This window comes from Bacteroides sp. 3_1_23, from assembly GCF_000162555.1.
In the GTDB taxonomy this organism is placed as follows: domain Bacteria; phylum Bacteroidota; class Bacteroidia; order Bacteroidales; family Bacteroidaceae; genus Bacteroides; species Bacteroides ovatus.
Genome location: NZ_GG774950.1, coordinates 221,182 through 236,359, shown reverse-complemented (window position 1 = coordinate 236,359; position 15,178 = coordinate 221,182). Strand labels below are relative to the sequence as shown.

The window sequence follows — 15,178 nt, the reverse complement described above, 5'->3', positions numbered from 1 at the left end:
AATATNACGGGAGTAGTAACTGTGCAATCGGTGACTGAAATGCCGCAATAAGGACAGGAAGCCCCTTTGCCAGCCGTATGTAGAAAGACCGTCAATGAGCCAACAGCTTCAGAGATACCATCTTGTTGCAGATTATCGTAGCCAAGACTGAATCTGAAATCATGGAATAATCCCCTATTTGTAGGAGCTATTTTCTTTTTTTGATGTATATTTGTACGTTGTAGATATGACTTGTTGCATTGTAACTCTTAATGATGTGGTGTCTTTAAAGTTACTAAAAAGCAAACATATCTACAACTTTTAATAGGATTAAGAAAGAAGAAGACAGTTGAAATAAAAAAGAGATTACCACCAAATTTGACGAAGAACCTTATATCCATCGCAGGCAAAAGTTTCCGCTTAAGCCACATACCCAGAAGTAATAAAAGGATTCTGATTCATAACGATAAAACAATTATTCTTTATACCAAAGATAACGATTCTTAGCTATCATGCAAAAAGAATGATTGTATAACAATAAAACATTAATTCCCTACCAACCACTTTTCTATATTTCTCGTTTCAGCACTGAAATTCACACCAATCTTGAAGAGTTTTCGTGAATCCGTTTCAAATGGTCGGGAATAATGCTTGTCATTTATCTGTTGCAGAGCTTCTTCCGCTGTACCATTCAGTTTAAATTCCATGATGTAGATGAACTTGTCAGTCTGCAATACCATATCCACACGGCCTTCACTCGTATGATATTCCGCTTTTACATAAAAACCGACCAGTTTACATACAATATAAAGTACATTCTGATAATGTAATTCCAATTCGCGGGCAAGCTCGTATGGAATATCAGAAAAGAAACTTTGCAGACGACGGAAAAAAGATTCGTAATCACCAGCACGTACCTCACGAACAAATTTTTGGATTTCAAAGGGAGATTCCACTTTATTGACGTTCGCATAATAAGGAAGCAGAAAACGGATAAATCCTTCCTCCACTTCACGATTAGGAAAACCTAAACGGTAAATACCAAATTCTTCATCATACCCCTTAATAGTGAGGTATCCACTCTGATAAATCACCGGAATAGGATTGGTAGATTCAGAATCTATACTGTTCAGTACCTGTTCATCGGTTTCTTCATGGGCCATCCGATGAAGGTCGTAATGGTGTTTCTTCAGCAATTCCACTAAATAAGTGGGAGTACCTGTTTCAAACCAGTAGCTTTTAAACTCATTCCTATCAAAAGCTAAAAGCAGACTGAAGGGATTATACATTCCTTTGGAATTGTGCGTGAAATGATAACCATCATACATTTCTTTCAACCGGGCACATATCTCTTCATACGTAACTCCCTGAACATTGGCAAATTCATGAAGTTCGGCATCCAGATTATCGTATAGTTCCTGTTCGCTCACACCACAAATGTCTATATACTTATTCCACATTGAAATGTCATTCAGGTTATTCAAATCACTGAATACACTGACTTTACCGAACTTGGTAACTCCCGTCAACAAAGCAAACTTAATACAGCCGTCCTGACTTTTCAATGCACCGTAGAAGGCCTTCAATGTATTGCGGAAACTTTTTTGCAAAACATCATCACCAATAGCCTGCAACATCGGCTTATCATACTCATCCACTAGGATCACCACACTTTGCCCCTCTTGCTGACAGGCACGCTTAATAATCCCCTCAAAACGCATCGCTAAAGATTTCTCGGAGGGCTCTTCGCCATATATCTTCTCCCATTCCACCAACGCCCCATTCAGTTTATTCTCCAAACTTTCTGGAGTATCGTATTTTTCCGTATTAAGATCAAGATGTAATACAGGATATTTTACCCAATCTTTTTCCAGCTTCTCCATAGCCAGTCCTTCAAAGAGTTCACGCTTTCCTTGAAAGTAGGCTTCAAGCGTAGAAATAAGCAGACTTTTGCCAAAACGGCGCGGCCGACTCAAAAAATAGTAGCTTCCGGTTTTCACCAATTGATAAACCAATGCTGTTTTATCTATATAAAAATAGCCACCTTTACGAATTTTTTCAAAATTCTGTATACCGATAGGGTAAATCTTGCCACTCATATTTCAATCTGTTTAAGTTCACATCGTACAAATATACATATTATCTCAATATAAAAAACCAAATGCCCAAAGAGGAATTACATTACGCATTCCGTACTCAATATCATCTTTCACAACATACGCATTCTCCACATCATGCACCTGCTTCTGCGATTTATTCTTTCCACCTACTTCAAAGGTATAACCACCCACCGTAAAATCAGAAACGTCTGATGTGGTTACCGGACATACAACTCGCAAAGTAGAAAAGAAAAACGTTTCGCGCACGTTACCAATATCCGGTGTATTGTCAGAAAGCGCATAAGCCAAATTCGTATTATTCAGATACACCTTGTCCACTTTGCCTAAAAGTCTGACACCTTCCGTCTCTGCCCGAAGCTGATTAATTATTCCAGCCTTTTCCAGATAACACATCAAATCAGAAACCGTATTTCTATTCATATCAAGCAAAGTCGCCAACTTGGTAAAATTAGGTTTAAAAGGAACACTTCTCGCTATGATATACAACAGCCTTTTCAATTTCAATGCTGTTGCTATATTCATATTCGCAAAAGTCGGTATATCATTTTCCAAAGTCTGTTTAATGATACTTTGTAAACGAAGCAAATATCCCTTTTCCTGAAAGAAAGGATAATAACCATGTTGCAGATACTCCTTAAACAACAAAATAGGACGTGCCTCGGAATAAGGAAAATCTACTTTATGCTTCAGTATATCTTCTAAAGAATAAACTGATAAATGATAGCCATACGAAATAGCGAGGTATTCGCGGAAAGACAACCCCATCATACGATATTCCAACTTTCTGCGACTCAAATCAGCCTCTCCGACTTCCAGATCCAGTATGGAGGAACCGGTATATACAACTTGTAGTCTGGGAATCAGATCGTATATATTCTTTATCTCCCGGGCCCAACCAGCATACTTATGTATCTCGTCAATATAGAGTTTTTTTCCTCCATGCTGATAGAAGTCCATCGCCAGATCAATCAGTTTATGTTCCGCAAAATACAAATCATCAGCTGTCACAAACAACGTCTCGTCAATATTATCATACAACTTGATATGTTGTAAGAGCATGGTTGTTTTGCCAACACCACGTGGACCTAAAATTGCAATAAGCTTACTATCCCATTCTATCTCATCATGGAGATAACGGATAAAATCAGTGGATATGTTACTAAGCAACATTCGATATGACCTATAAAGCGTATCCATTCATTTCTTGTTTTAGGGTTATACAGACAAATATAGAGTAAATTGCCGAATAAAACTAGCACTTTTAAGAAAAACTGCAGGTTTCATTCGGCAATTTCACTCTGATTAGAGAAATAAACAGAATCTAGTGCACAATAATGCACATCCCTACTATAAATTTCATAATGCAGTTTCATATACTGCAACATTAAAGTAGTTTTTCCCGCCCCTCGAGGTCCCCTAATAGCCACCAACTGAACATCCCAATTGATTCGACGCATCAATGCCCTTATTATCTCCGTCGGTGTCAACGACAACTAACGGTCTTGTTTTGCAAAAAGAGTTTCCATACATTCCTATACCTTAGTATTATTGAGATACAAAGACAATCATCTGCTGTTTACAAACAGCAAATGGGCACGTTCTCAACAAAAGATGCCTCAAGCCAATATCTACCATATAACATTATCCAAAAGGCCTCAAAATTATTTATCACAGATATTATAATGTTTCACCTGATACAATATGAAACACTCCAGCAATTCGCTAAGATATTTTTCAACTGACGAAAAAGATAATCATCACGCTCAAAAAAACACATGACCTTAAATAACTTGACAGGAAATAACGAAAAGTAAAACAATAACTTGTATTTGTCCTTTCATATTCTTATATTTGTAAGACTGAATACCAAAATGAAAAGCATGATTGACACAACGGCAAAGATAGCCCCAAACGCACAAATAGGAAAAGGAACTATTATTGAAGAATTTACAGTCATCGCTCCCAATGCTATAATTGGAGACGAATGCAAAATTCATCGTAATATATTTATTGATTCAAACGTAATAATCGGGAACAGAGTCAAAATACAAGATAATGTTATGATTCCTCATGGCGTGACACTGGAGGACGGAGTCTTTGTCGGACCATCGGTATCTTTCACAAATGACAAATATCCACGTTCCATAAATCCTGACGGAACATTAAAATCATCCGAAGATTGGGACGTCAGCGAGACTGTGGTTAAATATGGCGCTTCTATCGGAGCCAACGCGACAATTTTGTGTGGGGTAACTTTAGGAGAATGGTGCATGGTTGCCGCTGGTGCCGTTGTTACCAAAGACGTGCCGGCATATACTCTAGTAGCTGGAAATCCTGCAAGAATTGTAGGACCTGTGAATTTCTGACCTTTGAACAAACACCTACCAAAATCAATATTATGGAAAACAATCTGATTCAAGCGGCAGTGAACTATGTTCATAATCTGGACTGGAGTGATATCTTCACAAATATTTCTTCAAACAAACTTCTCTTTCTCTTATCTATCGCGATACCAGTAATCATTCCATTGTTCAATATCTACAAAAGAATTGTAAGGATCAGAAAAATTGTAATATTAAAAGTTTTGAATTGGATGTTGGTGTCACAAGTCGATCTGGCACGATATAAGATAAGAGCCATATTTGACATTACCTTGTTTATTATAACAATAATTATTTTCTTTATAACCGATGGCCAATACAAGTGGTATGCAATGATAGCAGTCGGAGGGATAGTAATCACCGAATGCTGCGCCAATTACAGGCATATACTACAACGGATACCGTTCAAACGGATAAAAGAATTTCCCTATCTTAAATATGAACAAGCTTCACTAATTATCCCCAAAGGATTAGTCGGTATATTGTCCACCACATTAAAGGAAGTAAAAGACATACCTGCTAATCCCAGAATGATGAAAATTCATTTTGCCACTACTGACGAATCATACGAAACCCGCCAGGTGATAACAGATAAATCTATAATTGAAAGAATCATAAAGAACGAGATTGTTGCCTATTATGATAGCCTGACAGAAAAAATCAGAGAAAAAGGATATGACCGAAGTCAATTTTTCTATATAGAAAATGAAAATGGGCACAAAGAATTTATATGTGATATATTAAAGGGTATATATTCTCTGGAAAACGTTTATAATGCCATTATACAAGTCCAGTCAGATATCACAAAAGATGGTTCTATCCGCTTTATTGGTGATAAAGTGGGAATTAGAGGTTATAAACTGGAAAAAGGCGAACTTTTATTAGATATATACGAAACGGATCATTTTACATTTAAAGTTTTCAAAAAAATATTCAAGGACCGCAGATTCAAGAGAATCTTTCAAGAAATTATATGCAGGACCAACAAAGCAAATGATAACATAAAACTTTTGTTGGTAGAATCGCTAGCCTTCTTGTTTTCTTCTTTCGGGATTGATATAATTATCGGAGGCAGAGATGCCAGCGGAGCTAAAAAAATGTTGGTAGCAGCAAGAAGCGGAAATATAGAGAGCGACAACAGATCCACTTTGCACGTCCCTGTCAATGAATCCTTTTCCCGGACAGATTTGGTTGAACACGACCAATATTATAGTCCTTATCATTGCGTACTTCGCGGCATTAAGGAAGAGTTAGGAATTCCGGAAGAAATCTGCAAAAAAACATCTGTATCGTTCCATGACTTTGCCATTGTATCCGATGAAGGAGAGATTGGCTTAGGATGTTACGTCGACTTTTCTTTTGTCATGCCGCTGGAAGAAGCGAGATTATATCCGGGACAAGACAAGTATCTTGAACTTGCTGATATCCTGATAGTACCTTATCCGCCTTTTAAATGGTCTCCATTCGCTTATGAAGATTATTTTTATAAAACGACAGGCAACGAAAAATTCTGTATGCAGTGGCAAAGTTTTACGACACTGTTATATCAACGAGCTATTTTAAGAAACGCCGAGGCGTCTATACCCATAATATGGTTAGTGGACTCTACTATTATACTGACTTTGCTTTTCTTATTGACAAATTATACTCAGATTGATTTAACGAGTACGATCATTTCTTTAATATTAGGAGGATTGGCACTCTTTATAATGAAACGACTTAACAATAAATCTGTGCACAAACTTACTTACGGAGAATTCCTGAAACCTTTCGTTCCTCAATGGAATGGGGATGTAAGAGTTTTACAGTCAACGATGCACTCTCAAATCGTCAAAGGATCAAGAAAGGAAACAAATCCCATAGCCAACGGTATCATGTTCGGATTAAACACCCCCTCCACGCAGAGACTGAAATTGTCCGACATTCATTTGCTTACTCCCCCATTCTGTACCATCCGACGTGAGTTCGTTAATTTTACAGAATATCCTATCAGTTTTTACTATGTTGCAGAAAAAAACGGAAATACCGGAAACAGCTTGTCTTTTATCAAGATACCATATGCTTTATCCAGTGATGACTTATCTTTGTTATTAACTGTTAAAACAGAAAAAGGCCATATTGTCTCCTATAATTTCACTCAATCCATCCATTCCGATATTATACTGGATTTTACTAAAACACTAGATGAAAAACAGCTTAATACATTTAGCAAATACTATAGACTAAACAGATATTTACTAAAAAAAACACCAATCGCTTCCTTAGATGAGAACTTTCAAAAAAGATGGTTTCCTTTGGATTTGTTTAATGCCGGTAACGACTACTTCTGGTCTGTCATCGACATGGAAGATAAACAGGAAAAACACGACAGTTATGATTTTGACTTTAAAATTGGCAAGAAGACCCAACCACGTGATTTGTATATGGAAGTGATCGCAAAGAACATGGATAGAAGCTGTTTTTCAATCAGACTTAATGGCCATTTGAAGGATATGGAAGCTTTTTTATGCGCTTTTACCTCCAGAAATGACAACAGAAGGAAAATGAGCGATTTGGATATTTATATGATGCAGCTATTTCTTATCAGAATTGGAATAATATATGCAAAAAAGAAATAGTAGCGATTATTCAACATTGAACATTTATATATAAACAGAAAAGAATTTCCAAATCCAATATGAGAGTTTCTTTCCACCGTGCTGATAGAAGTCCATTGCCAGATCAATCAGTTTATGTTCTGCAAAATACAAGTCATCAGCTATCACAAACAAGATTTCGTTCATATTGTCATACAACTAGATATGTATGTTACAAGAGCATAGTTGTTTACCAACTCCACATGGACTCAAATTTCATTCGGCAATCAAGCCATCTGCTATATTTTTTAGGAATATTCAGTAAATGTCCTTAATTCACAATGAAGTAGTTGCCTTATATTTCTTATTTTAAGAATATCCCTAATTATGACATCTAATAAGAAGCAGGTTTATTGCCAATTTTGTAAACCTCTATTTTATTTATACAAAGAAAGGGCTCGAAATCGAGCCCTTTCTTTTACCTATTGCGGATATGCATAGAATGCAACGCCATTATATGTGCACCACTCTGAATAAGATGGCACTTCTTTTTCATTCATTACCAATATACAGTTTATACTTTCTTCAGCATAAAAAGCGTAAATAGGAATTGTACCAGCAGGAGGTGTTTGATAAGGGCTATATACATATCCTTCAATTCCTTCATACTGAGTCCATGATAAATATTGATTAAGTTCAGCTTCTCCTCCTCTAGCCAAATATATATGATTGTGTCCATTCGAGTCATAAACTCTATAAATTGGAATTGTATTAGCTTCTTGAGTCTTATGTACATAAAAGCAAGCTCCGTTTTTAGCTACATTATTAGTTGGATAGCTAATATATTCTTTTAGATTTGTTGTATAAAGGCAGTCATATACATTCATGTCATATAGTGTATACATTGGAATAAGATTCATTGTCTGAAGTTTTTTACCTTCCAAGTAGTTTTCAACCGCTTTTTTTATTTGCTGCTTCTTTGCGACATCTGATATAAATTCATATATAGGAAATGTTTTATTCCAATTAATATCTACTAATGCTGCATTTTTATCACTTACAGATTCTTCCCATTGTGTCTTGTTAAATTGTATACTCGTTAAACCTTCAGTTGAAGTTAACGAATAATTAAGTCCACTATTAGTACCCCCATGATAACTGATTTCAACATCCCAATTTGAATTTTTTTTATTAAGATTTTTAACTTCCGTTGTTTCATGTGATCCATTTCCACTAGCACCAAAGATTCCTATACTCGTTTTGGCTCCTGCTTCTACTATTTTTTTCTTTTCAATATTATTATCAGTTTCAGTTATTACAGACCTATAATTAAATTGTAACCTTCCACCAATAGATATATCAAGTAATACATGAGTACCATATTCTTCAACAAACTGTTCGGGTGTCATCTTATTTAAATTATTGATAAATGCAGTTGACAAATAAGGAATTAGGTCATTTGCATCCACAACATCCAAATAAAGTCTCTTTATCCTTTTTATAATATCTACACGTGCAAATGAGTATTTATTAGAATATGAATATCGCTCATTTTTTTCTTTTGTCACCTTAGCACTACCAGATAATGATAATGGCCCTATTTTTAATCCTCCCGATCCTCCAGTCACCTTCTTATCCTTTATTTCTTGTAAAAACTCCTCTACATTCGCTCCAGCATAAAAGTCTTCATTCGCAATTATTGTTGCAGGATTATAAAATCAATCTTTATTATTGGGATCTCCAATAAAAGATTTGATATCTACGACCAGTTTTTTTGCATTATCTACATGTAAATAATCGCCAGTAATATCGTAGCTAAATCCTAGCAAGTCATATTCTCCATCTGACGCCTGTCTAGTTGTAACCTTACTTGTTTCTATTTCACCTACTTGTAAAATCTCCTCCATATCCGAGGTACATGCCTGAAAAAGAAGAACAATGAGTAATGATAGATAAATTTTCATCATAATAATAGTCTTTAATGTTTAACAATACAACAAATATAAACATTTATTTCTCACGTCCAACAAACACGAGTAAAATATTTAAAAAATAGCGCTTTTAGAACTGTTATTCTTTTTTACCACAACTTTCATTTGTTTTTTTCTAAAAGTTCCCCATTTAGGAAAACCGTTCTAACTTTCCCTGCTGCCTACATGTGAAATATCATATGATGATACCCCCGCATAGACCTAAAGGTTACGTCGCCTTTAATTAACGCCCTAACGATAGCATCATTACAACTTAAAGAATAATTAAGCCATGTTTAAATGATTAATACGAAAACGCACTTTCAACACGAAGGTTAGATTTAAAACATCAAAATAAATATGAATGGAATTAAAAAATTGTAAGTTTTATAACATAATATTTAAAATGGGGAAAGAAATACACAAATTGAAGCAACTCCTAAAATTGTTTCTCCAGCTTTTAGTTCACTTCAATTCGTCTGCTTTAATATATATTAGCAATATTGCGCCAACAGCTTTGCTAATAATACAATTCTCATTTACTCGGAAATATCCTGACCTAAAATGCAAAATCAATATATGAAAAAAATATTCATGCAACAATAATTATTTAAGCACATTTCTCACAGCAGTCTCATAAGAAACATCTATTTTATGATAATGGTCATTTAAGATCGTAACACTTCCATTTATAATTCTTTGTAAACTTCTCCTCAATGCACTAGAATCATCTTGGGGTATTATTTCACCCATAGATTGATCAATTGCTGTTCTCGCCCAGCCAACATCTGTAGATACAATATAATTATTAAACCGATAGGCTTCCATCAAGACTAGAGCAAACGATTCTTCTCGTGAGGTCAATAAAAAAACTTTCGATCTATTGTACCACTCCCAAAGTTCCTTTTTATCATAAATTGGACCTGTAAATATCACAGAATTCTTTAAATGAGGATTATTAACATAGAACTCTTCAACCAGCTCTTTCAGATTAGGCTCAACAGGACCAATCAAGACCAATTTCCAATCATCAAAATTCACTTTCTCTGCTGCATCTAGAATCATTTCCGTATTTTTTTCATATGTTCCGAGCCTTCCTACAGAGATTATTAAATTTTCCTTCTCCACACACTTTCGTTCCTTTATAGAAAATGAGTGAAGCAAATCTTCATCAAAGCCATTACTTAGCAAAGCCGATTTATTCTTTAAACTAACCCCACAATATTTCCGTGTTTGCATTTTTTCATACCCCGTAACAGTCTCTATCGAAATTAAATCAGCCTTCTTCAACAATCGAGTTACCAAAAAGCGTTTCCACACTCCCTTAAATCCCCTTCCCTCCTCTAATATTTTAAAAAAATGGTCCAACCAAATTTCCCCATCACATTTAATATACAAGAACCCCTTAGGGTGTAACAGCTTATAAAAATTACCGAGTAACTATTTAAAGCATTCCCCGAATTCTCAAATTAGTGAAACTTTAATTTGCAGGATAGACATATCCAGATATAGATTTAGGAAGAAAATGCCAGCCATCATAGATTTGACTAACGGTCGGATCTGTTGATGTATAATGATTAATTAAATCATCATTATAGTATTCATATAAAGGTATCAAATTATCTCCTATATCTTTATATATATATCCAGATATAGATTCTGGCAATAATTTCCATCCTGGAAAATCTTGGTTTATAGTTGAAATGGTTGTGGTGTAATGATCAAAACTGTTATCACTATAATACTCATAAAGAGGAACTGTTCCATCATATTTTTTTTTAACGACATACCCTTCAACACCACCATATTTCCAACCTGAATATTTTTTCTCTATATCAACTTGTGTGGTAGTATAATGATCCATGCGCTTTTGATTTACCTCATTGGGATTGTCATATACATATATATGCAATGGTAACAACTCTAACATATCTATTTTCGATTTCTCTATATGCTTAATCACAGCTGCTTTTATTACCTGCTTCTTTACAGGGTCAGATATAAACTCATAAATTGGATAAGTTTCCTTCCAATTAATCTCAGTCAAACAGGAATTAGCTAAAGATAATGATTTTTCCCAACTCTGTACATCAACACTTGTTGGCATACCCTTTTCTAAATCATATTTCAAATTTGTACCACTACCACCATAAAACATAACATATAATTCTTTATGTTGATTATCTTTTACTAAACTCTCATCCACAGTATCTATATGTTCCAAATTATAACTTACTCCGATTCCATCTAAAGTTGATTTAAATCCCGAACTCACAGTTCTCCTTTTTGTTGAAGCATCTCTTGCTTTAGTGATAACGGAACGAAAAATTAATTTATAACGTCCACCAATTATGATATCCGTTAGAACATGCGTACCATATCTTTCTACGATCCGATTGGGAGAAAGTCGCTCTAAGTCTTCCTTGAAACTATCTGATAAATATTGAGATAAGCGACTGATTTCATCATTAAAATAAATATGTTTTAGATTTCTAACTAAATCCAAACTAGCAAATGAATACTTACTTGAATAAGAATATTCTGTTTTCAAATAAGCATTATTAGTTATTGTATTTGAGAAGAATACTGTATCTTTTTCATTGCCATAACTCATTGTATATGTTGCCTTTGTTTCTGTCGTAATATTCTTCACATAATCAGCTGATGAATAGCCATAATACATTCGGTCATGTCCATAAGAAGCAGTACCAGACTCCAATCTTCCAGAATGGTCTTGCTTATACTTCTCTACATTCAAGACAGGACCTTTGACTGATAAAGGATGTAAATACTCATTCGTCACATCGTAACCATACCCTACTACATCAAACTTTTCATCACCAGCAGCTCTAGTCATTGTAGTCCATGAAACCACTGAAGTTGAATCGATTAAGAAGTCTTCAAGTTCCGAGCAAGAATAACAAATGGCTAATATAAAACCAAACAACCAATAAATCTTTTTCATAATATTAATTTTAGAGTTAATAATCGTACAAGATAAAAAATATTATCATAAAACACGAGTTAAAATAAATGTTTGTAAACATAAAAGCCCCGACTGCACTTAGTCGGGGCTCATTCTTAATGAAATAAATAACGTATTGTCTCCCGTTCTCGAAAAGTTAGCAACTTTCCGCATAGAAATAATTCATTAATAGTTCCCATAAGCCCCAATATTTAAGTGAAAGCCTTGGAATCCTATCAATGGTGTCAGTAAAGGTATTATACCACAATTTTTCTCATAAAACGATTTATTTCTGTGTTAGAAATTCAACCTAACGAGAAGATAAACAAAAGACTATGGGAAAGGGTTAAATTGGTAGCAATTACAGCATAAGTGTTAATTAAAATTCAATAAACTATTGACCGTAACTAAACCCTAGTAAACCATATTCTCCATCTGACGCCTGCCCAATTGTGACTTTACTGGTCTCTATTTTATCTGGTAATCAAACTTCGTCCATATCTGAAGTATATGCCAGAAAAACAAGAATGACCAATAATCGATAATTTTTATTCACAATAATAATATTTAAAGTTTAAAAATCTAATAAATATAAGCATCTCTCCTTAATGACAAAGCTTATAATATAAATTAAAAATAATTTCCTCCTGCTATTATTCTTTGTTTTATTATACTTATTTGTTTGGGGAAAATCCTATTAGACCACCTTAAATATTATCACCTAGAGTTCTGCCTTAGTTTTTATTAGAAGATTAGCAAACCTTCAAAAATACCAAATGGAAGCCACAGAAGACTTACGAACTAATCATCGTTTATCAGTTCAATCTTCATGCAAAAGTATCCTACAAATTATTGCGTTAAATAAGACTAAAGTAAAAAGTTCATTATTAAACTTTCATTTTTTATATCTACTTTAGCTAGAAATTGAATTATATAATATCCATATGGCATTTGAATTATTTACAAAAAATAAAAATCATCATATATTATATTCTTTATTAAATAGAAAGTGGGCTTATATTTCATATATACCTGAAGTATATTACAAAAAGAAAGATTTACATTATATGCTGTCTCACCAAAATAAAAGAGAAGCTCTTATTATAAGTGAAATTTTTCATAGATTAGGATATAATGTGAAAGTAGCCCTATTTAATGACTCCAAAGAATGTGATAACAGAAAGTATGATATTATTTTTGGCCTTGAACCTAACTTCATAACAATGTGCAAAAAAAAATCCCAAGGCTCTTAAAATATATTACGCGACAGGAGCATATTGGGAACACCAAATAGCTAGTGTAATCACTCAAACAGACTTATTTAATAAAACCCACAATACTCATTTACAATATTCTCGATTAGTCAAGCCACACAATAGTTGTGAAATCGCAGATACTATATTTCAAATAGGGAGTTCATTCACAATCAAAACTTATCCACAAAAACTACAACAAAAAATTAAAATAATTAATCAATCTAGCAATTTTACAGGCCTGTGCAATCTTGAGAAGAAATTAGAAACAACATCTAACACTGAATTCATATGGTTTGGCTCTGATGGTAGTATTTTAAAAGGATTAGACATTGTCATAGAATATTTCATGCAAAACACTCAATTGAAATTACATATAGTAGGTCCCATCGATCCAGATTTCAAAGACTATTTTCAACCTAGAACTAAAAAATATACCAATATAATTTGGTATGGCTTCTTACATACATATTCTGAAGAATTTATGAATATAGCCTATAAAGCATCATTTAATATATTTCCTTCTGGAAGTGAAGGATGCCCAGGTTCTGTTATTACACTAATGCAAATGGGGGTTATTCCTATCGTGTCACCATGTGCAGCTTTTGATAAAATTGAAGAATATGGCTACTTACTACCAAATTTATCCATAAAAGCAATAGACAAGGCTATGCAATGGAGCAGAGCATTATCTCCTACCCAAACCCAAGAATTAATAATAAAAAACATAAGCTATTCAAAACAAAAATGGAATATACAACAATTCGAATATGAGTTTCATAATTTGTTAAAAAGCGAAATCATCAATCATACAAAATGAAAAAACCATATATATTATACGACTCTCAAATATTTGATCTTCAAACAATTGGAGGCATATCACGCTATTTCTGTGAAATTATCTCAAGATTGCAACAACCTTTTGATATCAGTATACGATACAGCGAAAATTACTATTTAAAAAATTCAACAATAGCACGACATAGAATACCACTTCCACAATGCCTATTTAAACGGTATAAGGACAAATTACTTCACAAAAATTTCAAGTACACAAAGAATAAACTTAAAACATCATCTCCTTATCTTTTACATGCTACTTATTATGAACCTTATTTCTTAAAATATATAGGTAATAATCCTTTTGTCATAACAGTACATGATATGATATATGAAAGATTGCCTGATTACTTCTCAAAAGAAGAAACCGAACAAATTATCCAACAAAAAAAAGAAATCTTATCAAAAGCAAGTCGTATTATTGCTATTAGCAAAAATACCAAAAAAGATCTAGTAGAACTATTACACATTGACCAACAAAAGATAGATGTTATCTATCATGGAACAAGCATGCAACGATTTGAAAATAAAATCACCATGCAACTACCTGAAAAATATATCCTTTTTGTTGGCAGCAGATACTCATACAAAAACTTCAATCGTTTTATAGAAGCCTTTTCCTTATTAGCCCAAAAAGACAGTAAGCTATACCTTATTTGCACAGGAAATAAGTTCAGTCAAGATGAAGAAGATCTGCTATCAAAACTACATATTAAAAATAAAACACTACAAATTAATGCATCTGATAAAGAACTGAGCGAACTATACACCCGTGCCTCCTTATTTGTTTTCCCATCTTTATATGAAGGATTTGGTATACCTATCTTAGAGGCTTACGCCTGTCATTGCCCTATTGCAATAAGCAACACTAGTTGTTTTCCTGAAATAGCAGGAGATGCAGCCATATATTTCGACCCTTATTCTGTAAAAGACATAGCCAATACTATAGAAGCAGTAATATACAATCCTCAAAAATCCAATGAATTAATTCAAAAAGGCATTAAACGATTAGAATTATACTCTTGGGAAAAAACCGTTGTAGAAACAGAAGAGACATACAAAAAAACGATACAAGGTTACAATTTTTAAACATA

13 protein-coding genes are annotated in these 15,178 nt (G+C 33.9%); 5 read left to right on the top strand and 8 right to left on the bottom strand.

Annotated elements, in window-relative coordinates; genetic code table 11:
* Nucleotides 1–524 precede the first annotated feature (524 nt).
* From HMPREF9010_RS11720 to HMPREF9010_RS26710, 3 genes are all read right to left on the bottom strand, one after another.
* Complete coding sequence (locus tag HMPREF9010_RS11720) at nt 525–2,078, bottom strand: ATP-binding protein (protein WP_008649149.1); 1,554 nt, start codon at nt 2,076–2,078, stop codon at nt 525–527.
* A gap of 45 nt (nt 2,079–2,123) precedes the next feature.
* Nucleotides 2,124–3,296, bottom strand: a complete 1,173-nt coding sequence (locus tag HMPREF9010_RS11725; RefSeq protein WP_008649148.1) for an ATP-binding protein — start codon at nt 3,294–3,296, stop codon at nt 2,124–2,126.
* 83 nt (nt 3,297–3,379) lie between these two features.
* Nucleotides 3,380–3,556 (bottom strand): AAA family ATPase, encoded by a 177-nt coding sequence (locus tag HMPREF9010_RS26710; protein WP_008649147.1) that lies wholly within the window; start codon nt 3,554–3,556, stop codon nt 3,380–3,382.
* Nucleotides 3,557–3,979: 423 nt separating this feature from the next.
* Between HMPREF9010_RS26710 and HMPREF9010_RS0124450 the strand changes: the two genes are divergently transcribed.
* Together HMPREF9010_RS0124450 and HMPREF9010_RS11730 are read left to right on the top strand one after the other, a co-directional pair.
* Nucleotides 3,980–4,465: an acyltransferase gene (locus HMPREF9010_RS0124450; protein ID WP_032852695.1), complete on the top strand. Its 486-nt coding sequence runs from the start codon at nt 3,980–3,982 to the stop codon at nt 4,463–4,465.
* 347 nt (nt 4,466–4,812) lie between these two features.
* Complete coding sequence (locus HMPREF9010_RS11730) at nt 4,813–7,098, top strand: hypothetical protein (protein WP_232284348.1); 2,286 nt, start codon at nt 4,813–4,815, stop codon at nt 7,096–7,098.
* A 24-nt stretch (nt 7,099–7,122) separates the two neighbouring features.
* Here HMPREF9010_RS11730 and HMPREF9010_RS26160 read toward each other — a convergent pair whose 3' ends face one another.
* The 5 genes from HMPREF9010_RS26160 to HMPREF9010_RS11745 all read right to left on the bottom strand — a co-directional run bounded on the left by HMPREF9010_RS26160 (nt 7,123) and on the right by HMPREF9010_RS11745 (nt 11,991).
* Complete coding sequence (locus tag HMPREF9010_RS26160) at nt 7,123–7,263, bottom strand: hypothetical protein (RefSeq protein ID WP_232284347.1); 141 nt, start codon at nt 7,261–7,263, stop codon at nt 7,123–7,125.
* 275 nt (nt 7,264–7,538) lie between these two features.
* Entirely contained in the window at nt 7,539–8,684 is a 1,146-nt protein-coding gene (locus HMPREF9010_RS11735; RefSeq protein ID WP_008649144.1) for an MAC/perforin domain-containing protein, read from the bottom strand.
* A gap of 90 nt (nt 8,685–8,774) precedes the next feature.
* Nucleotides 8,775–9,023: a hypothetical protein gene (locus HMPREF9010_RS11740; RefSeq protein WP_008649143.1), complete on the bottom strand. Its 249-nt coding sequence runs from the start codon at nt 9,021–9,023 to the stop codon at nt 8,775–8,777.
* Between the two features lie 609 nt (nt 9,024–9,632).
* Nucleotides 9,633–10,346: a glycosyltransferase family 4 protein gene (locus tag HMPREF9010_RS0124440; protein WP_133304697.1), complete on the bottom strand. Its 714-nt coding sequence runs from the start codon at nt 10,344–10,346 to the stop codon at nt 9,633–9,635.
* Between the two features lie 160 nt (nt 10,347–10,506).
* On the bottom strand, nt 10,507–11,991 hold the full coding sequence (locus HMPREF9010_RS11745) for an MAC/perforin domain-containing protein (RefSeq protein WP_032852690.1): 1,485 nt from the start codon (nt 11,989–11,991) through the stop codon (nt 10,507–10,509).
* A gap of 944 nt (nt 11,992–12,935) precedes the next feature.
* On the opposite strand from HMPREF9010_RS11745, the gene HMPREF9010_RS26585 reads away from it, so the two are divergent.
* The 3 genes from HMPREF9010_RS26585 to HMPREF9010_RS11755 are packed head-to-tail and all read left to right on the top strand — an operon-like array spanning nt 12,936 to nt 15,173.
* The gene (locus HMPREF9010_RS26585; protein WP_232284346.1) at nt 12,936–13,244 is read left to right on the top strand and encodes a hypothetical protein; all 309 of its coding nucleotides are present in this window, start codon (nt 12,936–12,938) and stop codon (nt 13,242–13,244) included.
* A 1-nt stretch (nt 13,245) separates the two neighbouring features.
* Nucleotides 13,246–14,064 (top strand): glycosyltransferase, encoded by an 819-nt coding sequence (locus HMPREF9010_RS26770; protein ID WP_369746221.1) that lies wholly within the window; start codon nt 13,246–13,248, stop codon nt 14,062–14,064.
* On the top strand, nt 14,061–15,173 hold the full coding sequence (locus HMPREF9010_RS11755) for a glycosyltransferase family 4 protein (RefSeq protein WP_008649139.1): 1,113 nt from the start codon (nt 14,061–14,063) through the stop codon (nt 15,171–15,173). Before HMPREF9010_RS26770 ends, HMPREF9010_RS11755 begins: the two co-directional genes overlap by 4 nt.
* The last annotated feature ends 5 nt before the right edge of the window (nt 15,174–15,178 follow it).